Origin of the sequence: Streptomyces sp. BPTC-684 (genome assembly GCF_030028635.1) — a bacterium.
Lineage (GTDB): Bacteria > Actinomycetota > Actinomycetes > Streptomycetales > Streptomycetaceae > Streptomyces > Streptomyces noboritoensis.
This window is the reverse complement of sequence record NZ_CP124863.1, coordinates 7021996-7044131: the sequence shown is the minus strand read 5'-3', so window position 1 is coordinate 7044131 and position 22136 is coordinate 7021996. Positions and strand designations below refer to the sequence as shown.

Annotated in this window: 15 protein-coding genes, 1 tRNA gene and 5 pseudogenes; 6 read left to right on the top strand and 15 right to left on the bottom strand. The window is 69.8% G+C overall.

The features are described 5' to 3' along the window. The first annotated feature begins 665 nt into the window (after positions 1 to 665). Positions 666 to 2357: a mycolysin gene (locus QIY60_RS31295; RefSeq protein ID WP_283145536.1), complete on the top strand. Its 1692-nt coding sequence runs from the start codon at positions 666 to 668 to the stop codon at positions 2355 to 2357. 205 nt (positions 2358 to 2562) lie between these two features. Here QIY60_RS31295 and QIY60_RS31290 read toward each other — a convergent pair whose 3' ends face one another. From QIY60_RS31290 to QIY60_RS31280, 3 genes are all read right to left on the bottom strand, one after another. Next, a complete protein-coding gene (locus tag QIY60_RS31290; protein WP_283145535.1) occupies positions 2563 to 3534 on the bottom strand; it encodes a GlxA family transcriptional regulator in 972 nt (323 codons plus the stop codon). A gap of 348 nt (positions 3535 to 3882) precedes the next feature. Further along, positions 3883 to 3959: transfer RNA gene (locus tag QIY60_RS31285), tRNA-Met, on the bottom strand. A gap of 323 nt (positions 3960 to 4282) precedes the next feature. Further along, positions 4283 to 5770, bottom strand: a complete 1488-nt coding sequence (locus tag QIY60_RS31280) for a UDP-N-acetylmuramoyl-L-alanyl-D-glutamate--2,6-diaminopimelate ligase (RefSeq protein ID WP_283145534.1) — start codon at positions 5768 to 5770, stop codon at positions 4283 to 4285. 571 nt (positions 5771 to 6341) lie between these two features. Between QIY60_RS31280 and QIY60_RS31275 the strand changes: the two are divergent. The 3 genes and pseudogenes from QIY60_RS31275 to QIY60_RS31265 form a co-directional block, all read left to right on the top strand. Beyond that, positions 6342 to 6590 (top strand): annotated as a pseudogene (locus QIY60_RS31275) (transposase); the annotation flags it as partial. 320 nt (positions 6591 to 6910) lie between these two features. Next, a complete protein-coding gene (locus QIY60_RS31270) occupies positions 6911 to 7219 on the top strand; it encodes a transposase (RefSeq protein WP_283145533.1) in 309 nt (102 codons plus the stop codon). After that, complete coding sequence (locus QIY60_RS31265) at positions 7216 to 8133, top strand: IS3 family transposase (RefSeq protein WP_283145532.1); 918 nt, start codon at positions 7216 to 7218, stop codon at positions 8131 to 8133. Before QIY60_RS31270 ends, QIY60_RS31265 begins: the two co-directional genes overlap by 4 nt. A 187-nt stretch (positions 8134 to 8320) precedes the next feature. Here the strand turns inward: QIY60_RS31265 and QIY60_RS31260 are convergent, their stop codons facing one another. The 4 genes from QIY60_RS31260 to QIY60_RS31245 form a co-directional block, all read right to left on the bottom strand. Beyond that, positions 8321 to 9067 carry an endonuclease/exonuclease/phosphatase family protein gene (locus QIY60_RS31260; protein WP_283145531.1) on the bottom strand — a complete coding sequence of 249 codons (747 nt, stop codon included), beginning with the start codon at positions 9065 to 9067 and terminating at the stop codon, positions 8321 to 8323. Between the two features lie 185 nt (positions 9068 to 9252). After that, a complete protein-coding gene (locus QIY60_RS31255; protein ID WP_283145530.1) occupies positions 9253 to 10491 on the bottom strand; it encodes an IS110 family transposase in 1239 nt (412 codons plus the stop codon). 167 nt (positions 10492 to 10658) lie between these two features. Beyond that, positions 10659 to 10988, bottom strand: coding sequence for a hypothetical protein (locus QIY60_RS31250; RefSeq protein ID WP_283145529.1), 330 nt, complete (start codon positions 10986 to 10988; stop codon positions 10659 to 10661). A gap of 392 nt (positions 10989 to 11380) precedes the next feature. Continuing rightward, the gene (locus QIY60_RS31245) at positions 11381 to 12706 is read right to left on the bottom strand and encodes an IS110 family transposase (protein ID WP_283145528.1); all 1326 of its coding nucleotides are present in this window, start codon (positions 12704 to 12706) and stop codon (positions 11381 to 11383) included. A 392-nt stretch (positions 12707 to 13098) separates the two neighbouring features. Between QIY60_RS31245 and QIY60_RS31240 the strand changes: the two genes are divergently transcribed. Together QIY60_RS31240 and QIY60_RS31235 are read left to right on the top strand one after the other, a co-directional pair. Then, on the top strand, positions 13099 to 13659 hold the full coding sequence (locus QIY60_RS31240) for a hypothetical protein (protein WP_283145527.1): 561 nt from the start codon (positions 13099 to 13101) through the stop codon (positions 13657 to 13659). Between the two features lie 331 nt (positions 13660 to 13990). Continuing rightward, positions 13991 to 15241 (top strand): annotated as a pseudogene (locus QIY60_RS31235) (ISKra4 family transposase); the annotation flags it as partial. A 158-nt stretch (positions 15242 to 15399) separates the two neighbouring features. Here the strand turns inward: QIY60_RS31235 and QIY60_RS31230 are convergent. The 8 genes and pseudogenes from QIY60_RS31230 to QIY60_RS31200 all read right to left on the bottom strand — a co-directional run. Continuing rightward, positions 15400 to 15614: pseudogene (locus QIY60_RS31230) on the bottom strand (hypothetical protein); the annotation flags it as partial. A 32-nt stretch (positions 15615 to 15646) separates the two neighbouring features. Beyond that, positions 15647 to 15841: a type II toxin-antitoxin system Phd/YefM family antitoxin gene (locus QIY60_RS31225; RefSeq protein WP_283145526.1), complete on the bottom strand. Its 195-nt coding sequence runs from the start codon at positions 15839 to 15841 to the stop codon at positions 15647 to 15649. A gap of 122 nt (positions 15842 to 15963) precedes the next feature. Further along, entirely contained in the window at positions 15964 to 16308 is a 345-nt protein-coding gene (locus QIY60_RS31220) for a hypothetical protein (protein WP_283145525.1), read from the bottom strand. 385 nt (positions 16309 to 16693) lie between these two features. Then, positions 16694 to 16804, bottom strand: a pseudogene (locus QIY60_RS31215) (transposase); the annotation flags it as partial. A 57-nt stretch (positions 16805 to 16861) separates the two neighbouring features. Then, positions 16862 to 17029 (bottom strand): annotated as a pseudogene (locus QIY60_RS32830) (MFS transporter); the annotation flags it as partial. Between the two features lie 599 nt (positions 17030 to 17628). Next, entirely contained in the window at positions 17629 to 17766 is a 138-nt protein-coding gene (locus QIY60_RS31210; RefSeq protein ID WP_283145524.1) for a hypothetical protein, read from the bottom strand. Between the two features lie 289 nt (positions 17767 to 18055). Beyond that, the gene (locus QIY60_RS31205; RefSeq protein ID WP_283145523.1) at positions 18056 to 19210 is read right to left on the bottom strand and encodes an SWIM zinc finger family protein; all 1155 of its coding nucleotides are present in this window, start codon (positions 19208 to 19210) and stop codon (positions 18056 to 18058) included. A gap of 104 nt (positions 19211 to 19314) precedes the next feature. Continuing rightward, complete coding sequence (locus QIY60_RS31200; protein ID WP_283146130.1) at positions 19315 to 22134, bottom strand: DEAD/DEAH box helicase; 2820 nt, start codon at positions 22132 to 22134, stop codon at positions 19315 to 19317. Between the last annotated feature and the right edge of the window lie 2 nt (positions 22135 to 22136).

The following is a 22136-nucleotide window of genomic DNA, read 5'->3' as shown; positions in this document are numbered from 1 at the left end:
CGCCGCCCTCACGAAACCACCGCGGCCCCAACGGCATCGACACTCCGCACGCGACAGCGGTCTCCTCACTCGACGGTCCCTCGACGATCAACTGCCAAAAATGCTGTCGTTCCTCCGGCCGGTTGACCGGGGGCCGCCCCGGCGACCGCGGCGGCGGAACGACCGGTCAGAATCGCCGCACGCGCGCCCTTCCTCGCACCACAACACTCTTTGCCACGATCAAGGCGTCGCAACGACCGGTTGAATCCCCTCCTCCAGCCCAACCCGCCGACGCCATGCCCCCCTTCACACCGCTGACCTTGCCCCTGCTGTCCGGCGAACATACCGGCGGTGACGGGAGACGGTACTGGTGCCGGGCTTGATCACTTTCACCCTGTCACCGTCCTCACTCGGTGCGAGCAGTGCGGCGATGCGGACAGCGGAACGTTCCTTCCGTCTCCGCTGTCGCGCTCGCACTGTTCCTTCAACGGTGGTACGTAGCTCCGCTGGCGCCGAATCCCCCTGTAGCGGACAGGGATTCCATGATTCCGGACGGCTGGGGCTCGGGAGGTTGCCGTGGCCAGTGGTGGGCGGCCACGGTGTGTCGGGGCACCGGAGCCCCTCAATCCTCCCCAGTTCAACCGGCGTGCACCGGTCATTCGGGCATGCCGAAGAAAGGCCTGCCCATGCACCGAATACGAGTCCCGCGGCCCGCCCTACTGGCCGCGCTGGCGGGCGCCGTCGCCTGCCTGGCGACCACCGCAGCGACGCCCGCGAACGCGGGGACGGCCGCCCCGGCCGCCCCGTGCACCCTCAACGCTCCGGCCAAGGGCTCCGAGGTCCCGGCCAGTTGCGTCAATGTCACCGCCGCCCTCGACCACCTGCCCGCGGTCGGCGAGCAGGCCACTCTCACCGTGGACATCACGGCACAGACCGCCGTCCGGCGCGCCGGTCTCTCCGTGCAGCTACCGCCATCCTTCCAACTGGCCGGCAAGAACGAGGCGTTCAGCGCCTCTCGCACCGACGCCTTCGGTCAGAAGACCGGCCGGACGTTGTCCCTCACCCCGGGCACCCACAGTGTCAAGCTCCAGGTCAAGGCTGTCGCGGCCGGGCCTGCCCAGATCCAGGCCGATGCCAACGACGTCGACGATCCCCGCCCGGAACGCGGTGCGCACGGCGCGGTGCAACTGACCGTCGGACAGACCAAGGGCTCCTCCAGCAAGGACGTCTCGGTCACCCGGGGCGCTGCGACCCCGGCGGACAGGCAGCAGGCAAAGGGCCCTGCCACCCGCCCGACGCCCGCCAAGGGGAGCGCCGGCCAGGTCTGCATCAGCGGCAGTCTCGGCTACCAGTACCAGTCCGCCGAAGACGGGACCTGGAACTGGGACGGGACGTTCACCAAGCCCACCAAGAACGGCGTAGTCCGCAACGCCAACGTCACCCTGTGGGGCAAGGCGACCTCGAGCAGCGGCACCCAGAAGCTTGCCACCGGCCTGACCAGCGGCAGCGACGGCTCGTACAACCTCTGCTACACCCCGAGCGGCTCCGCCATGGCCCAGGTGTGGGCGCAGTACTCCACAGAGAGCACCTCGCAGTGGAAGGTGGTCGACAAGAACGGCTCCCTCTACTCGACCGTGTCGAACACCCTCACCAACGTCTCCAAAAGCCAGGACCTGGGCGCGCTGAACGTGAACGCGGGCCAGTACCGCGCCTGGCATACCCTCGACACCCTCAACAAGCTGTGGTGGAACCGCGGCTCCTCGACTGGTTGCTGGACGAGCCGTCAGAGCGGCACTGCGAGCAGTCCCTGCACCGAGATGACGTTCCAGTGGTACCCCGGCTCAACCGTCTGGCCGAACTGGAGCCCGTACACCGACACGGTTCAGCTCGGTGACGCCACCCCTGACGCCGAGCACATCGTTCTGCACGAGTCCGGGCACGCCCTCATGGGCAAGCTGTACGGCGGCAAGTGGTGGCCGAACACCGACTGCCCGTCCCCCCACTACCTGGACAAGTCCAGCGGTCCGGTCTGCGCCTGGACCGAGGGCTTCGCCAACGCGGTCGCCTTCCACACCTTGGGCGACACCAAGTACTGCTGGGAGACCAGCGGCTGCACGAACTACGCGAACGACCGGAACACCACGGGCATGGACAGCGGTGACACCGTCGAAACGCGAGTCGCCACCTCGCTCATCGACCTGTGGTCCCAGGACGACGGCGGCTGGGAGAAGACCCTCAATCTGATGACCAAGGACAATTCGTCGACCTTCCGCGAGTACTTCCTCACCGACCGGAAGGCCGCCGGACTCGACACGTCCACCAAGGCTCGCACCATCCTCTACAACCACACCATCGACTACGGAAAGGCGACCTCCTGACTCTGCCGACGGCCGTTCCTCACAGGTGAAGTGACCCGCCCGCGTACCACCGTGGGCGGGTCACGCTCCCACTTGGAGAGGGTCGTGCTCGGCGTCACACCGGCGCACGACGAGGACGGCGGCGCCATCGCGCTGCTGGGCGCCGGTATGCCGCTGCAGCTCCAGCCGCAACGGCTCCACGAGTTCAGGCGAAGGCGGTTCGCCCTCAGCGTCGGTGACTGTGCCGGGCGCGGTGTTCGGAGGGGGTCGATCCGTAGTGGACGAGGAAGGCCTGCCGCAGGGTTTCGGGGGTGCGGAAGCCGCACTGGCGGGCGATGGCGGCGATGGGCAGTGCGGTGGAGACCAGGAGCTGCGCGGCGGCTTCGGCGCGGGTGGCGCGGACGAAGCGGGCCGGTGACTGGCCGAGGTGCTCCTGGCACAGCCGGGCCAGATGCCGCTCGCTGACGCCGGCGAGGGCGGCCAGGACGGAGGTGTCGAGATCGCCGTTCAGATGTCCGGCAACGTGCTGGATCACCGTGCGGACGACAGGGTTCTCGCCGGAGGGGGCTCGGACGAACATGCTGATCTGGGCCTGGTTGCCGGGCCGGTGAAGGTAGGTGACAAGGGTGCGGGCGGCGGTGCGGGCGAGGTCGGGGCCGTGGTCGTCCTCGACGAGGGCCAGCGTGAGGTCCAGGGCTCCGGTGACTCCCGCCGAGGTCCAGATGTCGCCGTCGCGGATGTACAGCGGGGCCGGGTCGACCTTGACCCGCGGGTAGTTGGCCGCGAGGTCGGCGGCGGCCCCCCAGTGGGTGGCGGCGCGGCGCCCGTCGAGCAGGCCCGCCGCGGCCAGTACGGTCGCCCCGGTGCATACGGAGGCGACCCGACGGCTCTTCGGCGCCAACCGACGGACCGCGTCGAGCAGGTCGGGGTCGCGGGCGGCGGCCTCGTGCCCCGGTCCGCCGGAGACGACCAGGGTGTCGAGCGGACCGCGGACACGCTCCAGGGCGGTCTGGCCGACGAGGGTCAGGCCGGAGGAGCAGGGCAGGGGACGGCCCCCTACCGTGGCCAGCCGGACTTCGTACGGCGGTTGCGCACCCAGCTGGTTCGCGGTGTCCAAGGTGTCGGTCACTCCGGCGATGTCGAGGAGCTCAGTGCGCTCGTACCCGATCACCACTACCCGGCGCGGTGTGGTTCCCATGATTTCCACGGTACGCCCGCGTGTCGGACAGACAGGTATCGCAGAATTCCGGACATCTCGATGATCGTGAGTTGCCCGGACGGAGACGGGGCGAAATGGTGTGAGAGTACCTGGAAGCGGCCGCACCGAGGTTGCCGGCAGTGGGGAGATCTGCCCTGGTCGAGCCGACCGCCGCAGCTCCGCCGTTGCCGGGTGGCGGTCCGGTCCGGTCCGCAGCATCGCCTTTGTCGCTCATGTCGGGTACCGGCGCGGTGGCTTCCGCTCCGTTTCCAGTCCCCGACCCTGCGCAGGGCGGCAGCGCAGGCAAGGGAAAGAAGCCCGGATCCATTGGATCCGGGCCTCTTCGCGTGGTAGCGGGGACAGGATTTGAACCTGCGACCTCTGGGTTATGAGCCCAGCGAGCTACCGAGCTGCTCCACCCCGCGTCGGTAGACACCACCTTACGGTACTTGGCAGGGCCCTGAGACCAGCCGTCCCGGCACGGTGAGGAGCAGCCGACTGCGGGTGACTGTTCGGTTATTTTCTGTGGCGGCCACTCGTCACGGCCATTACCCCGTCGCAGTCGATCTGGTTCCCGCCTCATGTAGGGGTGATGCGCCGTACCTGCGCGCGATGGCGCGACCGGCTCGGGCTTGACAGCGAGGTACGGCGCCTGCCCGGTGCAACCCATGCCGCCGAGTTCTGGCAGGGGCATCCGGCTGGACCCGTGCGCGAGGCTCGGGACCAGATCGGCAGAGAGGGGCAGTCACTACGTCCCGGCGAGTTCGCGCACGGTTGCCATGTCGCTGAAGGGGAGCAGTTCGTCACCGACGATCTGGTGGGGCTCACTGCCTTTGCCCGCGATCAGGACAGTGTCGTCGGGGCCTGCCGCGGACAGGGCGAAGGCGATCGCCTGGCGGCGGTCGGTGATCCGCTCGAACGGTGTGCCGGTCGCCGCCAGGCCAGGCGCGATCTGGTCCAGGATGGCCCGGGGGTCTTCGCTGCGGGGGTTGTCCGAAGTGAGGACGCACAGGTCGGAGTGGGTTCCGGCGATCCTTCCCATGTCGGCGCGCTTGGTGGTGTCCCGGTCGCCGCCGCAGCCGAAGACCGTGATGACCTGGCCGCGGGCGAAGCCTTGGATGGTGGTCAGGACCTTGTTCAGGGAGTCCGGTGAGTGGGCGTAATCGACGATCACCGACGTGCCGTGCGGGGTCTGGAAGCGTTCGAACCGGCCCGGGACAGGAGGCATCTGGTCGAGCGCGGCGACCAGCGGGCCCAGATCGCGCCCCAGGGTGTGGCACGCGGCCACGGCGGCCAGCGCGTTGGCCACCGAGAACCGGCCCGGGACAGGGATCGCAGCTGCGTACTTGCGGCCGTTGTGGTGCAGGGTGAACCGTGTGCCGCAGGCATCCGCGGTGAGATCGGTGGCCCGATAGTCCGCCTCGGCGTCAAGGGCGTACGTGGTCACCGCGCCGGGCATCATCGTCTGGATCCCAGCGCCCACAGGGTCGTCGGCGTTGACCACCGCGCGTCGGCACAAGCCCTGGAACAGGCGCAGTTTGGCGTCCCGGTAGTTCGCCATCGTTCCGTGGTCGTCCAGGTGATCCTGCGTCAGGTTCGTGAAGACCCCGACGTCGATGAACGTACGGTCCACCCGGTGCGTCAGCAGGGCCATGGACGTGGCCTCCAGTACCACGCCGGCGGTCCCGCGGTCGCGCATGCACCCCAGCAGATACTGCAGGTCCGGCGATTCCGGTGTGGTCAGCACCGACCTCGGCATCGGGATCAGCTCGTCGCCGATCCGGCTGCCGGCCGTCCCGATGACCCCCACCTTCGCACCCTCGGAGATTCGCAGTGCCGATTCGACCATGTACGACACCGACGTCTTCCCGTTGGTGCCGGTGATCGCCACCATTTCCATCTGCCGCCCCGGCTCGCCGAAGTAACGGGAGGCGACGACCGCGGCCGCAGTCCGGGTATCCGGCACCCGCACGACGCACGCACCCGCTGCCGAGGCCCATACCGATGCGGGAAGAGCCGGCGCCCCGTCGTCGACGAGCACTGCCGCAGCGCCGCGTGCGAGAGCCGGCGCCACGGCGCCGGGACCTCCTTCACAGTGGCTGGGCACCGCGATGAACAGCGAACCCGGCGCTACCCGGTGGGCGTCGAAGGTCGCTCCCGCAGTGATCAACGTCTTCTCCGGATCGCCCTGGAGAACCCGGTGCTCCTGGCCGGCGAGCAGCTCGCTCAGCTTCACAATGGTCCCTTCGAAGTGGCTCGGCCCAGTCCTGCGGCCGTCGCCAGGCGGCAACGCCGGCGGTGCGCCGGAAGCTGCGGTGATGATGTGGAGCGGTGGCGCAGACGTGTCCGATGAGAGCCGGACGCGACGACCCGGCCCGGCTGAAGAAGTCCTTCGGGGTCGTGGGAAGAGCAGCGAGCCGGGGCCAGGGCCCTGGGCAGGCTCAGCGGAGAATCGCTAGCCGTGGCCGTGCAAGGCCATGCGGCCTGTCTCAGTACTCACGTGCCCGCCGCGGTCGGTGGGCCGACTGCCGCGGAACCCGCCACGGCCGGGACCAACACGCAGGTGGCCTGCCGCAGGCACTCCCTCACGTCAGTCGTGCGACCCATGGGGTGAGTGTACGTCTGGTCGAGCGGCACACAGGACATGTCTGGAAGGTCGCGTAAGTTCGTTATCCGATGACTGTGACAGAGCCGATTGGCCCCCGCTGGCCGAAAAGGCAAGATCGCGTGACCGAGCTCCACATACCCGAGGCGTCCGAGGCCGGGTCGGTCCCGGCCGAGCAGGTGAACGCGCCCTGGTCGAGCAGCTGATGGGCTCCGCTGACGCCACCGGCGCTCCGCCGGCCGGGGAGGGCGGGCTGCTGCAGCTGTCCAGGGCTCTGCAGACGGAGATGACCGAGGACCTCGGCTACGAGGAGGGCGATGCGGCCGACCGCATCGCCAGCGGCAACAGCCGCAACGGTACCTCGGCGAAGACGGCCCTCACCGACGTCGGTCCTGTGGAGATCGAGGTGCCGCGGGACCGCAACGGCGCCTTCGAGCCGCAGATCGTCCGAGGTTCCGACTTGTATGGCGGTAGCGGAACGTGTTCGGGTTGACCGCTCGTAGCGTCTCCGTAGGACGTCGGTCCGGATGGCTCGTGAGGTTCCTGCCGCCCTTGTTGGCTGGCTCACCGGGGGTGTGCCGCCGGTCCGGCGTTCGTCCGCGGTCTGACTCAACAGAGGCGTGTCTGGAAGATGGGTCTGACACTCCCCCTCGGTGTCCGTGCCCGAGGTGATGCCGTCAGCGCGTTGGTCGTCAACGGGGTTGAGGCTCCCCCGAGATGCGAAGGAAGTTGACAGCAGGTCAGATGGGACTCATGAGAGGACCCATGACCATGGCTGCACCCCGGAAATACTCGCTGGAGTTGCGGGAGCGTGCGGTACGGATGTACCGCACCTCCGACCCGAAGCCCCAGACCAAGAAGCTGGCAGGCGGTCTCGGTGTCCATCCCGAGGCCCTGCGCGGCTGGATCCGCCAGGCCGAGGCCGATGCCGGCGAGCGCGACGACCGGCTGACCACTGATGAACGAGCCGAGCTGGCGGCCCTGCGCAAGGAGAACGCCCAGCTCAAACGGGCCAACGATGTCCTGCGGACGGCCTCGGCTTTTTTCGCGGCGCAACTCGACCCGACCCGGCCCAGGTGACCACGCTCGTCGACGAGCATCCCCGCCTGGGAGTCGAGTGCGTACTTCGGGAACTGCACATCCCCTCCTCGACCTACTACCGCTGGCGCCGGGCTGAGCGTGAACCGTGCGAACGGCGGCGCCGCGACGTCGAGCTGACCGAGCGGATCAAGGAGATCCACACCGACTCCGGCGGGATCTACGGTTCACCGCGCGTCCATGCGGTGCTCAAGCGCGAGGGCGTCCACGTGGGCCGCAAGCGGGTCGAACGCCTGATGCGCGAGGCCGACATCGCGGGCGTCAGCCCACGGCGCAGGGGCTTCACGCGCCGCGATCCCAAGGCCACGCTCTCCCCGGACCTGGTCGAGCGCGACTTCACCGCACCGGCGCCGAACCGGCTGTGGGTCACAGGCCTCACGATGATCGCGACCGGCGAGGGACCCTTGTGGCTCTCCGCGATCCGGGACGCGTTCTCGCGGCGGGCGGTGGCCTGGGAGACCTCCGCCCACGCGGACGCCGACCTGGTCCCCGCCACGCTCGAGTACGCCCTCGCGAGCCGGGAAGTCGAGCCGGGCAAGCTGATCCATCACGCGGATCACGGCTGTCAATACACATCCGTGAAGCTGACAACCCGCTTGCTGCGTGCGGGGGTTGAGGCATCCATGGGCACGGTCGGTGACTCGTACGACAACGCCCTCGCGGAGAACCTGTGGATGATCATCAAGACGGAGTGCATCCGCGGCCGCGTCTTCTCCACGAGAGCCGAGGCGAACCTTGCGCTGTTCGAGTACATCAACGGGTTCTATAACTCCCGGCGCATCCAGAAAAGGCTCGGCTACCTCAGTCCGATCGAGTTCGAAGAGAAGTACTACGCCGAGCAGGCGACGGCCGAACCAACGAACCTGAACACCCGTCAACCCGCTCTGACCAGCTGATCAGAACCTCCCACACGACGGGGGAACCTCAGGTGCGGGGGCAGCCAGCCCCGGTACTTACTGGTTGGAACAAGGGAACAGCGGCTGACGGTAGCTGCGGTTCCGTATCGGACTTCCCCGCAAACGGTCAGTTGAGAAAGGTACCCCCGGCTCCGCCGTGGAGGACCAGGTCCGGGGCGGAGTCGTGCTACGTGGCGGGCACCCGCAAAGCGGCCAGCACCGGCAGGTGATCCGTGGCTGCCTTCAGGTCTCGTTCCTCGACCCCGGGGAGCCCCATCGGCACCCCGCACCCCAGCACCTGAACCCCCTTTGTGGCGAAGACGACGTCGATCCGCTGGAGCGGATCGCCCAGCCGGGTGGTGTGCTCCCGCCCCCACGGCTTCGTCGCCCAGCCATCCTGCAGGGCGCCCGCGAGGAGGCCGAAGGTAGGGCCGTCGGGCCAGTCGTTGAGATCGCCCGCGGCAACCGCGTACAGCACGTCCATGGCGGACAGCCGCTCCAGGAGCAGCCGGCCCTGCTCGTAGCGCTCCTGGTCGTTGATGCTCAAATGGCAGCTGAGCACGCCGAGCCGGGCCCGGCCGAACCGGAGCACGGCGGTCGCGAAGCCGCGCTGGTGCAGGCCGGGAGTGCGGGGCAACAGTACGTCTTCGGTGCGCTCCACGCAGGCGCGGAGCGAGGAGAGGATCATGGGGCCGGAGGCGGTGGCGCCACCCGCAACGTACACGAGCCCGGAGGCCCTTGCGAGGCGGGCGGCGGCCTTGCGCCAGCCGAAGAACCGGGGCGCCTCCTGAATGCAGACCACGTCAGGCCGACAGGCCCGGATCACCCGGGCGAGGGCTGCGACGTCGTCGCGCATGGAGCGGATGTTGTAACTGAGCACGCGCACGACCACACAGCCATCCGGCTCCGTGGCCGACGTGGGCAGATCCTCCACACTTCCCCTCTCCACTCCGCGACAGCACGAGCAAGACCCGGTGACCGGGACGGTGCGGGAGCGGCCCCGGCCGTACTGCACCCGTCACTGGGACCGGACCGGGCTGCCCCGCGCGCTCCATACCGGCACGGGCCAGGACCGAGCCTGATACGAAAATTCGTTGGTGGCAAATACCGCCGTGCTGGTCAGGCGGCCTCGATGGGTTGGAGGCTGACCTGGTAGCCGAGCTGGTTGAGCTGGCCGACCAGCCGTCGGGTGGCGCGGGTCTTGCCGGTGCGTTCCAGGAAATAGTCGCCGCCGAGGTCGGCGTGCGGGACGTCGTGGGTGAGCATGTGCCAGATGGCGATGAGGATGGAGTGCTCCAGGGCGACCACGGCACGGCGTTTGCCACGGCGGGCGACCAGGCGTCGGTAGCGGGACGCAAGGTAGGTGTTCTTGGTGCGGGCGGCGGCCATGGCCCCCTGGCCCAGGGCGGCCTTGAGCCAGGGATCACCGTGCCGGGTCCGTCCGGTGGGCTGGCGGCCGGCGGATTCGTGGTTGCCCGGGCAGACCCCGGCCCAGGACGTGAGGTGCTCCGCCGAGGAGAAGCGGGACATGTCCGCGCCGATCTCGGCCAGGATCACTTCGGCGAGGCGGGTGCTGACGCCGGGAATGGTGACCATGAGCTCGACGCTGCGGCGCATCGGCTCGATCGCGGTCCCGATGCGGGCACTCAGCCGGATCTCCATGGCGGTGGCGGCATCGATCCGGTCCAGCATGGCCCGGGCGAGGAAGGCGTGGTGGTCACCGAAACACCCGGTCAGGGCCTCGACCAGCACGGGGATCTTCAACCGCAGCCGGCGTTTGGCCAGCTCGGCGAGTACGTGCGGATCGCGCTCACCACCGATCATCGCCTCCAGCATGGCGCGGCCGGAGACGCCCAGCACGTCGCTGACCACGCTGGACAGCTTGATCCCCGCGTCTTCGAGGAGCTTCTCCAGCCGCTGGGCCTCTCGGGTGCGCTCGCGGATGACCTCGGTGCGGTAGCGCGTGAGGTCACGCAGCCGTCGGATGGGTGCCGGCGGCACGAACGAGGGGCGGACCAGGCCGTGCTCCACGAGCTTGGCGATCCACTCGGAATCCTTCACGTCCGTCTTGCGGCCCGGAACCGCCTTCATGTGGCGGGCGTTGAGCAGCCAGCACTCCATGTCGTTCTCGAGAAGGTAGAAGACGGGCTTCCAGTAGATGCCGGTCGCTTCCATCCCCACCAGGGTGACTCCCTCGGCGAGCAGCCAGTCCCGCATGGCCAGCAGGCCGGAGGTCATCGAGGTGAAGGTGCGCACCTCGCTGCGGCGCCGCCTGCCTGGACCGGGCACCCGGATACAGACCTTGACGTCGACCTTGCTGATGTCGATTCCCGCGCACCGCTCGTAGACCACATCCACCTTCCGGCACCCCCTCCGGCCGTCCGCCCCGAGCGCGGCCGCCCGGGGAGATCCGGAAGGCGAAAGATCCTGATACTCGTGCTCGAAGCAACACTTCCGGGTGCCTGTCGAGTGATCTCCAGCGTCTTGCTAATCCACGGGCTCGGACACGCCAAGGCTGAACGACGTCAACCGGACGGCCGCAGGCCCATTTTCCCCGGCTCAGGGGGGCGCTCGGCAGAGGCGCTCGGACTGCTATCACCGGAGTCAAGCCCAGAAGGCGTCGGTGACGGTGATCTGGGGGCGGCGTGGCAGCGGGTGAAGGTGAAGATGAGCCAGCCGCGGCCGCCGGCGAGGTCGGCGAGGTGCGGGCCGCCGGAGCTGGTCGAGGCCAGCGGGCGGACGGCGATCCAATGCGGCAGGCCTAGGTCGGCGTCGATGCCCCGGAAATAGGGGTCCGCGGCGGTGATCCGCTCCGCGCGGGCCGACAGGACCAGCTGCTTGCCGTCCTCGGGCATGGCTTCGAACTACTGAAGGGCCTCTGCCGTCCAGTCCATCTTCCACGGCGGGCCGGGGAGCTCATCGGTCACCGGCCGGGCTCCACGGTACCCGCCTGGCGGCGCAGGCGGCTGTACTCGGCCAGCAGGCGGGTGGACTCGGGCAGGATCCTTCGACGTCGCCGCGCGGGCCTCGAGGTCGCGCAGGTGGGCTTCCAGGCCGGGGTCGCGGGCGATGGCGTACTGGGTGGCTTCCTCATGCAAGGGTGGCCCCGGGATTCTGGACAGCGTTGGCTCCGCCGCGTGTTCGAGCGATCCTCATCGGGTGCGGCTGAACGGAAAATCAATGGTCAGGTGGGCAGGCGGTAGCGTCCGGGCGGCGGAGCCGTCCCGGACAGGGCTGTGACGGGTGTTCAGGCGGTGGTGAGGGTGACCTGGTGGCCGAGGTGTTCGAGTTGCCGGACAAGGTCGCGGGTCTTGCGCCTCGGGTTGAGGTGTCGCTGGTGCCAGTCGGGGCCGAGTTCCTGATAGCGGGCGTGCGGGTCGTCGATCAGGTGCCAGACGATGACGAGGATCGAGCGGGCGACCGCGACCAGGGCTTTGGCGTGGCCTCGTCGTTTGACCAGGCGCCGGTAGCGGGCGCCGAGGAAGGTGTCGGTCCGGGCGGCGGCGCTGGCCGCTTCGCCCAGGGCGCCTTTGAGCCAGGGGTTTCCTTTGCCGGCGGGTCCGGTGGTGCTCTTGGAGCCGGACTGGATGGTGCGGGGAGATAGTTTCGCCCACGAGGCGAGGTGGGCGGGGGTGGGGAAGACGCTCATGTCGGGGCCGATCTCGGCCAGGATGGTCCGCGCGGAGGTGGGGCCGACGCCGGGGATCTCGTCCAGGCGGGCCAGCAGGTCGTCGCCGAACGACACAGCAGCGGGCGGCGGTGAGTGGTCCGGCGCGTCACTGCGGGGGTCGGGCAGGGCCGCGAGCGTGGTGGCGATGTCCTGGTCGAGCGCGGTGATCTGCGCGGTGAGGTGGTCGACCGTGGTCAGCAGGAGCCGCAGCAGCCGGGCGTGGTGATCGTCGAATTGCCCGGTCAGGGCTTCCACCAGGGCGTCGTGCTTGGCGGTCAGCCGACCTTGAGCGAGACTGGCCAGTGTCCGGGGGTTGCGCTCGCCCGCGATGAGCGCCTCCATCATTGCCCGTCCCGAGAGGCCGAACGGGTCGGTGGCCACCGACGAGAGTTTGATCTGCGCGTCCTGCAGGACCTTGTCGGCTCGCAGTTTGTGGCGTGATCGCTCGCGGACGAACACGGTGCGGGTGCGGGTGAAGTCCCGTAGGTGTCGTACGGGCTGGGGCGGCACGAAGGAAGGGCGCACCATGCCACGCTCGATGAGCTTGGCCAGCCATATCGCGTCCAGTTTGTCGGTCTTTGGTCGGCCCGGTACGTTCTTGACCTGGCGTGCGTTGACCAGCCAGCACCGCAGCCCCCGGCTTTCCAGCAGGTAGTAGAAGGGCTGCCAGAAGACGCCGGTCGCCTCCATCACCACCAGTTCGACGCCCTGGCAGGCCAGGTGGTCGCCGAGCTCCAGGATCGCGTTGGTGGTCGCCGCGACGGTCCACACCTTCTGGGTGCGGGCTCCCTCGCGGGTTTCGTTCGGCAGCCGCAGGCACACCACGCCGCTGTTCTTGGCGATGTCGATCGCGGCCACCCGGGCCACCGTCTCGTCCTGCAGTTCCTCGCGCGGCTCGTCCACGGTTCCTCCCCTGCCCTCAGCTCCCATGGGGTGGAGACTGCCCGGGAAGCCGGAGGGGAACGGCAAGGCTGAACGGCGTGCACGTGGCAACAGTCGGTGGCCCCTGGTTGGCTCCCGCGTCAGACTCTCCTTCGGGCGCGCAAGCCCAAACCGCATCGACGTGGACGGACAGTCTCCATACCCAGGATCGAGGCAGGCGCCTGGCGAACGCCACGGCGGTGAGATGCGCGCACCCTCTGTCCGATCGCTCCTCGCACCGATTTTCACGCCGCCAGGCGTGACGAGAGGGACAGGAGGACTCTCCTGAAGTGAGTGTGTGACGCTGTACGCCGTTGCTGTCCGTGGCCGGAGGGTGGATCGTCGTTTCCGGGACCGTGGTCTGGGAGGCGGGGATGGCGTCGTGGCTGGAGAAGCTCGAGCGGCGGGAGGCTGCCGCGCGGGAACAGATCGTTGAACTGCGGGCCCGGATTGAGGAGTTGTCCGGGCGTCTGGCCGAGCAGGAGGAGGTCCTGTCCCGATTGGAGATCACGCGGGAGACCATGTCCGAGCTCCTGGACGACGGCGACGACGAGGGTGCTGTCACTGGGGTGGAGTCCGGCGGGCCGGTCGGGTCGCCGGTCGGGGTGCGGCTGATCCCCGACTGGTCGCCGGAGTCGGAGGTGTCGGTGCTGCCGCGCGCGTACCAGGACATTGTCGAGGTCCTGGGGGATGCGGTGCATCCGCTGCGGGCCCATCAGCTGTGTTCGGTGCTGGGGCTGTCGACGGACAAGTCCAAGGTGGAGGGCTTCCGCTCGAAGCTGAAGCGGATGGTGGAGCGGGGTTGGCTGACCGAGGCGGAGCCGGGACTGTTCGCCGTGCGGAGCGCGCCGGGGACCGGTCCTCGTACGCCGGAGCACAACCGGCCGCCCCAACCTTTGCGCCGCGCCGGTGAAGGACCGGGCTCTCGTCCCTAGCGTCGAAGGTGCCAACCTGTCCGACCCGGCGGAAGCGAGAGCCCGATGTCCGCACGGTATGCGGCCGCGACGACGGCTGACCCCTTTGACCGAGCTGTTTCTTGTCTCACTTCTCTCATCACCTCCCTCTCCGGTCCCGGGGCCCTGCACCTGTCCCACGACCGGGCGGAGGAACGGGCCGAGGCCGGGGCCCGTGAGGTGGCCCGCCTGGTGTTGCAGGGCCACCTCGACCTGCGCGCGCGTCGGGAGGAAGCCGCACTGTCCGCGATGACCGGGCCCGAGCGGGCGGCGCTCGGCGCCGGCCGCACCCGCCTGGAGAAGGGGGCATGGGCGCCGGCTGAACACCGTGCTGGGGCCGGTGCTGGTCACGCGGTGCGCGCTGCGTGCCCCGCACCTGGCCAACATCCACCCGGCCGATGCCCAACTCGCCCTGCCACGTGAGCGGCACAGCCTGGGCCTGCGCAAACTCGCCGTCCTCGAGGCCGTGCGCGGCTCCTACGACACCGCGCTGGAAGCGATCGAGCGCCGCTGCGGTGGGCCGGGACTCGGCAAGCGGCAGGCCGAACAGCTGGTGCGGGCCGCCGCGGTGGACATCGCCGCCTTCTACGCCGCCCGCACCCCCGCCCCGGCCGGCAGCCAAACGCTCCTGGTGATCAGCGTGGACGGCAAGGGCATCGTCATGAGGCCCGGCCACCTGCGCGACGCGACCCGCAAAGCCGCCGAACGCGCACAACGCACCTTCCGCACCCGGCTGTCGAGCGGAGAGAAGAGCTGCCGCAAAAGGATGGCAACGCTGGCCGTCGTCCATGACGCCGCCCCGGCCGAGCGCCGGGTGCACGACATCATCGCCCCGCCCGGCGGCCGCACCACCACACGCACGAAGCGCCCCGGGCCCAAGGCCCGCGCGAAATGGCTCACCGCCTCCGTCCGCGACACCCCGCAGAAGGTGATTGCCGCCGCGTTCGACCAGGCTGAGGCCCGCGACCCGCAGCACCGTCGGTGCTGGGTGGTCCTGGTCGACGGTGCCGCCCACCAACTGGACCTGATCCAGCGTGAGGCCGCCCGGCGCGACGTCACCGTCCATATCGTCCTCGACATTGTCCATGTGATCGAAAAACTGTGGGCGGCCGCGCGGTGTTTTCACACCGCCACCGATCCCGAAGCCGAGACATGGGTCGGCTTCAAGACCGCCCGGATCCTGGCCGGTGACGCCGTCGGCGCGGTCGCCGACATCCGGGCCCAGGCCGACCGGCTGCACCTGTCGCACGACGACCGGGCCGCGGCGGACACCGCCTGCCGCTACCTGCTCAACAACGCCGACTTCGTCGACTACGAGCAGGCTCTTGCGGCCGGTTGGCCGATCGCGAGCGGAATCGTGGAGGGAGCGGCCCGTCATCTGGTGGCCGACCGACTCGACATCACGGGCAGCAGGTGGGGCGTCCCGGGCGCCGAGGCCGTCCTCACCCTCCGCGCACTCATCAGCAACGGCGACTTCGACGCGTACTGGATCTTCCACGTCCGAAAGGAACGTGAACGCCTCTACCCCATGGACGACCAGCACGGATACACACTGCTGGCCTGACAATCGAGCTCACTCCACAAGAGCCGCACCCATCCACGTTGGAGTGTTCTGACGCAGGTCGACAGCGGAGCCAACTCAAGCCGGAGCGGGATGAATCCCGGAGTGGGGCCAGCTCTGTCCGATTCCTCGGGACCACCTACGAGCGAGGAAGCCATACTGGTCCACCACAGGTGCATGAACGCCGGGACCGGGGTGAGGTTGAAGGCGTCGCCGATCGCGCGGCGCCGGTGGGCCTCGAAGTCCGGCAGCAGGCGGGGGGCGTGCTCCTGGATGGCCAGGCGCAGCGCCTGGGGGGGGTGCGTTCGGGCATCGGCGGCACCCGGCGGGGCTTGTCGCCGCCGGGGCCGTCGAAGTGCACGGGCCCGGCAGTCATGACGCGGGCTCCCTGTTCGCGCGGGTGGGCGGTCAGGCCGCGTCCTGGCCGGCGGCGGGGGCCGACGGGTTCTGGGCGGCTGTGTACTGCTCGAACCACTCGGCCGGCACAAGGCAGGCGAGGGTCTTGCCCTTGCGAGTGATCGCCGCGGGCTCGCCCGCGATCCGGGTGCGGTGGAGGATCTCACCCATCTGCTTGCGCAGGTCGATCGTCGTGTTGGACTCCACGTGAGCAGAGTCCGATCGGAATTCCGGTTGCCCTGGATTCATGGAGTGCTATTCGAGGACACGGAGATGGGGCGGCGTGTGAAGGACGCAGGATCCGAGTCCTCATCGGGGCCGAATGGGCCTCACGCAGAGGAGTCGTCGAACGGAGCGCTCATCACCGACGAGGACTGGCAGTACGAGATCACACCGGTGCTCACCTTGATCTTGCGGACCTCGATATAAGCGTTGCTGATGTAGCCGCCCGGCGTGGCATACGTCGTCCACGTCGCGGTTTCCTGGCCCGACGGAATGGTCCGCAGCCGCCACACGATATGGCCATTGTCGCCATTGGTGACCAGTCGGGCACCGATGGCATAGCCGTCGGGCGCGGTGTCGTGGATGGTGATCTTGACGGGGTCCAGGCTGTAAGACCGCAGCCGCCATCCGATGTCCTCGCGGCCGGAGAACGAGAAGTCCGTCGCGCTCACGCTGGCCGACGTGGCGGCGGGACAGCGGCGGCGGGCGTGGCGGCAGCCGGGACGATCACGGCGGCCAGAGCCACCGTCGTGCAGGCAGCCAGGGCGTGCTTGAGACGCATGGATCCCCCAAAGAGCTTCCCCATGACGATGCCAAGCCCGTGTCGTGACGGTTGGTAGGGGCACGTAGCACTCTCCGTCACGGAGCATGGCCCCAAAACGTTGGCTCGTCGACTGGCCAGGGCGAGCAGAGCCTGTTTGTGCCCCTTGCCCTCGTTCCGCTTGCGTCCGTAGTAAGCCTGGGAGGCGGCGCAGGTTCTCAGGCTGGCTATTGCGGAGGGGTAGAAGGCCCGGAGCAGGCCGCGGTGGTAGCGGCGCGGCGGCGCATGTTGCCGCTGACGCGGCCGGAGTCCCGTGGCACGGGTGAGAGGCCGGCGAAGGACGCCAGGCGGTCGGCCGTGCCAAAGGCTTCAAGGTCTCCGCCGGTCGCGGCGATGAACTCGGCGCCGGCAACCTTCACCGTGTTCTGCCCGATCTTCAACAGCGCGTTCGCGGAATGCCGCCACGGTCTGGGGACGACCTCGACGACGACGCCTGCAGCGGCAGGGAAAAACGCCGCCCCGCACACCGCTGACATGACCACCAGATGCCACAACACCGTGGCCGACCCAAACCACAACAGCAGCGCGGCCAGACCCTCGGCCACCGCCGACACCGCATTCGCCCACACCATCACCCGGGCCCGCGACCACCGGTCCGCGACCACCCCGCCCACCAGCAACAACACGATCTGCGGCCCATCCCAGCCGCCAGCACCAGGCCCAGGTTCCCCGCCCCACCACCCAAATGAAGGGTGGCGAACGCGAACGCGAACGCGATCGGAGCGACGGCCGACCCGGTCCACGACAACAGACGCGCCGTGAAGTGAAGCCGGAACTGCCGCACACCGAGCGGAGCCACAGCATCGCGCAGGCGGGAGGACCGGTCGGTGGTGCCGCGCCACGCGGGCTGTCGTACGAACCGCAAGATCCTTCTCCGCACCCAGAAAGCACGAAATCCCCGGCAGCAGAACGCCAACGGGAACTCGCCCACCCCTAGGACGACTCGAAGATCGTGTGTCCCGGACGCACACAACCGCCCTCAACCGCCACACCGGCGACCAGGGTCCGGCCCGTGAACCCCGAGCACCGCGCCTTCCTCGCCGCCACCGGCCCCGTCCCCGGAATGCCCCCGGTCCCGGACATCGCGGCGTCGTTCTCCGTGCTCGCCGAGCGCGATCGCCCCGGGTCTGACCATCGTGCGGGCAGGCCCGGCCGACGACACGACGATGCGCTACGCGCTGTACTCCCTCGCCGACGCCGTACGGCCCGCCATGACCAGCACCTCCGGGTCCTGGCGGCGCCTCGCGGCCCTGGTCCGGGGCGCGTCCGGCCAGACCGAGGTGGTTGAGGAGACGTACGTGAGATCCATGCTGTCAGCCCAGCCGACACCCCCGACCAGACAGACAGCCACAGCCCCCGACCACGGATCGCGATCAGGCAGCTTACGCGCTGGGCTGCCGTGGTCGCGCGCATGGTCGGGCCCGTTCGACCCTCATGCCCAACCGGTGCGCGCCGGAGTGCGCACTCGTGAGCCGGACGCTGCGCAACGGGACGCAGCGTGCGTAGTCGGCCTGCTCATACGCGTACGCAGTCGAGACTGCGCACTCCTCCCCCGAGCGGTGCGGGGAGAGAACTCGTCATACAGGTTGTCGGCGCAGTCACCGGCCCGGGTGCGGTAGTGCCAGCTGCCAGACCGCGGTGAGGGCCGCGACCGGGTCGGTGGCGGCCGGTGCCGCGGGCCACCACTCGCCGTCGTCCTGGAGACAGGGGTACCAGCGGGCGTCGGGGCCCAGACGCAGTTGGATGCCATGTCCGGTGAGGGTGAGGCGGTTGCGCCAGGCCCTGAGTCGTACGGGGGTGTCGGTCATATCGGCGAGAGCCGCGGTCAGGGCGGTACGGGCCGCTGTCATCGCCGACGGGTCCGGGCTGTGAGGTTGTTCAGCGACGGCGATACCGGTGGGGCCCCCGTGGCGCCAGGCGCGGGTGAGGCGGGCGAAGGCAGTGGGTGCGGTGCCGGTGTTCTGGATCAGGCGGTGGAACCACTCGGGGCCGGGACTGCTCGCGGCGATGCGTACGGCGTCCTGGTGCTGGGTCAGGTACAGGCTGGTGGCATCGCCGGACAGCAGCTGTGTCGCGCGTGACTTGACGTCGGCCATCAGGCGTTCCAGATCCGGCAGTGACAACCCGCTGTCGGCGGGCGGGGGAACCGGCAGTGCGGCAGTGTGGGCGGATGGCTTTGGCGTATCGGGCAGGTCAGGCAATCCTGGGGTGTGCGCGGCGAGCGAGGCCCAGGCGGCGTAGGCGTAGGCGGCGTGGACACCGGCCGGAGCAGACGGGGCCTGCGCAGCCCGGCCCGCGGTGCGGCGTGCGCGCAGATCGGCGAGGACCTCCGTCCGTCCACGGCCGCGCAGCGCGAAGAGCACGAACGGGTCGTCGTCGATGGTGGCGGCGATGGCATAGCAGAGCGCGGCAGCGTGCTTGCAGGGGTATCCCCAGTCGGGGCACGAGCACTCGGGGTCGAGTTCGGTGGGCTGCGGGAGCAGAGGGACACCGGCCTGGCGGGCATCCTCGACGAGTTCGGCGGGCATCTCGTCGTCGAGGAGCGCGGCGAGGTGCCCGGCGCGGCCCGCGACGGCGTCGAGGAGAGTGTCCCACTGGGCGTCGGTGAGGACGGGCAGATGGACGGCCGAGCGGTACGGACGCGGACGGCTGCCCTGGACAGGGGCTTTCACATGGCCTGGCGCGATGGTGACGGGGCCGACCATGCCCTGGCGGGCGTAGGTGCGTCCGCGGGACAGGCGCCCGGCGTCCAAGGTGGAGTCCTCCAAGGCCGCTACCCATGCCTGGCCCCACCAGGTCGCTGCGAAAGCCCGCCTGCCGCGGCCGGGCGTACGGCGCGGTCCGGAATCGGAGGGGCTCATGACTGCCTCCCCAAGGCGACGAGTTCGGCGAGTTCGGCGTCGGACAGTTCGGTCAGGGCGGCCTCGCCGGAGCCGACCACGGCGTCGGCGAGCGCGCGCTTGGCGGTGAGCAGCTGCGCCACCTTGTCCTCCACGGTTCCCTCGGCCAGGAGTTTGTGCACCTGGACGGGCTTGTCCTGGCCGATACGGTACGCACGGTCGGTGGCCTGGTCCTCCACGGCCGGGTTCCACCAGCGGTCGTAGTGCACGACGTGGGTGGCACGGGTGAGGTTGAGGCCGGTGCCCGCCGCCTTCAACGACAGCAGGAACACCGGCGCTTCACCGCGCTGGAAGCGGTCCACCATCTCCTCGCGCGCGGTGACCGGGGTGCCGCCGTGCAGGAACAGACTGGGGACGCCGCGCTCGGCGAGGTGTTTCTCCAAGAGGACCGCCATCTGTGTGTACTGGGTGAAGACCAGCACCGACTCACCTTCGGCGGTGATGGTGTCGATCAGTTCGTCGAGCAGGGCCAGCTTGCCGGAACGGCCGTGCAGCGGTGTGGTCTGGCGCAGGTACTGCGCCGGGTGGTTGCAGATCTGCTTCAGCGCGGTGAGCAGTTTCAGAACCAGGCCGCGCCGGGCGATGCCCTCAGTTTCCGCGATCTTCGCCATGGCCTCCCGGACCACCGCTTCGTACAGGCCGACCTGCTCGGTCGTCAGAGGCACGACGCGGTCGGTCTCGGTCTTGGCCGGCAGTTCGGGCGCGATGCCCGGATCGGACTTCCTGCGGCGCAGCAGGAAGGGACGGACGAGACGGGACAGCCGCTCGGCGGCCTGTGGGTCCTCGCCGGACTCGATGGCTCGCGCGTGCCGGTCGCGGAAGGCGGACAGGGAGCCGAGGAGTCCAGGGGTGGTCCAGTCCAGCAGTGCCCACAGCTCGGAGAGGTTGTTCTCCACGGGGGTGCCGGTGAGGGCGACTCGGGCACGGGCAGGCAGGGCGCGAAGTTCGCGGGCGGTGACGGCGTAGGGGTTTTTGACGTGCTGGGCCTCGTCGGCGGCGATCAGCGACCAGGCGGCTTCGGCGAGGGTCTCCCGGTCCCGGCGCAGCACCCCGTAGGTGACCAGGACGATCTCGTCGTCGGCCAGGTCCTTGAGATGGCGGTCGCCACCGTGGTAGCGGCGCACAGGCGTGTGTGGCGCGAACCTGGCCGCCTCGCGCTGCCAGTTGCCGAGCAGCGAGGCGGGGCAGACGACGAGGGTGGGGCCCGCGGTGGCGGGGTCGGTCTGGCGGTGCAGGTGCAGGGCCAGCAAGGTGATCGTCTTGCCCAGGCCCATGTCGTCGGCGAGACAGCCACCGAGGCCGAGTTCGCACATCTCGGCCAGCCAGGCCAGCCCCCGCTTCTGGTAGTCGCGCAACGTCGCCCGGAGAGCGGCGGGCTGCGGGGCGGGCATGCGGGACTCGGGTTCGCGGATACGGGCGACGATGTCGCCGAACGCGCCGACCGCCGCACACGGGACCGACTCGCCGTCCCGCTCCAGCTCACCGGTCAGCGTGGCGCTCAACGCCTCCATGGCGGTGAGCGGTTCCATCCGGCGGCGCCTGGCACGGGCGACCAGTTTCGGGTCGGCCACCACCCACTGGTCGCGCAGCCGGACGAGGGGACGGCGCGCCTCGGCGAGAGCGTTCATCTCGGCTTCGGTGAGCGGTTCGCCGCCGAGTGAGACCTGCCAGCGGAAGTCGAGCAGAGCGTCGCCGTCGAGGAGGCCGCCTGCGCTGGAGCCAGGGGCGGTGCGCTGCCCGATCTCCGCAGTCGCGGTGAGCGCCTTGACCAGCTCGCGCGGCCAGTGCACGTCAATACCGACCGCGCGCAGCGCATCGGTGGCGTCCCCCAGCAGGTCGAAGGCTTCGTCGTCGGTCAGCCTGAGCTGGTCGGGGGCGGCGTCCTGGAGCAGCCGCTGGAGAGGGGGCCAGGCGCGGGCGCCGCGGCGCAGGGCGAGCAGCGTCTCGGTCTCGGCGCGCGGGCCGAGCAGCTGCTCCACTTCGGCCGGTGCGCTCCACAGTTGTGCGGCCTCGACGACCAGCGCCGGATCCGCCGCGGTGTGCAGTTGCAGGACAGCCTGGAACTGCCGGCGCCGTCCCTGGGGTACGTCAACGCGCAGGGAGATGCCGACCTCGGCGGTGAACGCGGCGGAGGTCTCCTCGGCCCACTCCCGCAGGGCGGGCACCGCACGCGTCTCGCGCCAGGCGTAGGGCAGCGCACCCACGGCGAGCGGCGCAGCCGGGGTACGCACCAGCGTATCGGCGACCGCGTCGCAGAACCGGCGTACCAACGCGGCCGGTTCGGCGATCCGCAGCGGGCCCGGGCCGGGCTCGGGCAGGCAATGGGCATGGGGCGGGAAAACGGCGGCAAGGGCTTCCAGCGTCTCCCGCTGGGCGGCGGTGAAGGGACCCGCCCGCCAGCTGTCGTAGCCCGCGGGGGTGAGAGCCGGGTGAAGACGGCCATCGGCGAGCAACCGCAACGCGAGGCGGGCGGCAGCCTGCCAGGCCGCACCTGACGGATGCGGCGGCCGGGCATCGGCCAGCGCGGAAACGGCCCCGGCAACAGGGAGTGTGTACCCCTCTGTCCTGCGCCGCCGGACCGACCGGCCGTGCGGCAGTACCAGCTCCACCGACTCGTTCTCGACCCCCGCCGGTACCAGGCCGTCTGCGGCCGCCACCCCGGCGGGCTTCCACAGCATGAGCCGTCCGAGACGGGCGGGCTCGCCGGGCAGGAACACCGCGGCCCAGCCGCTGTCGAGCAGAGCCCTTGCGAAGGCGGACGCTTCCGGCAAGGCCAGCG

Bases quoted from the DNA above. Each gene is read 5' to 3' on its own strand.
- QIY60_RS31295 (WP_283145536.1), top strand. From the start codon at position 666: ATGCACCGAATACGAGTCCCGCGGCCCGCCCTACTGGCCGCGCTGGCG.
- QIY60_RS31290 (WP_283145535.1), bottom strand. From the start codon at position 3,534: ATGGGAACCACACCGCGCCGGGTAGTGGTGATCGGGTACGAGCGCACT.
- QIY60_RS31270 (WP_283145533.1), top strand. From the start codon at position 6,911: ATGGCTGCACCCCGGAAATACTCGCTGGAGTTGCGGGAGCGTGCGGTA.
- QIY60_RS31250 (WP_283145529.1), bottom strand. From the start codon at position 10,988: ATGCCCGAGGACGGCAAGCAGCTGGTCCTGTCGGCCCGCGCGGAGCGG.
- QIY60_RS31240 (WP_283145527.1), top strand. From the start codon at position 13,099: ATGGCGTCGTGGCTGGAGAAGCTCGAGCGGCGGGAGGCTGCCGCGCGG.
- QIY60_RS31210 (WP_283145524.1), bottom strand. From the start codon at position 17,766: ATGGATCTCACGTACGTCTCCTCAACCACCTCGGTCTGGCCGGACGCG.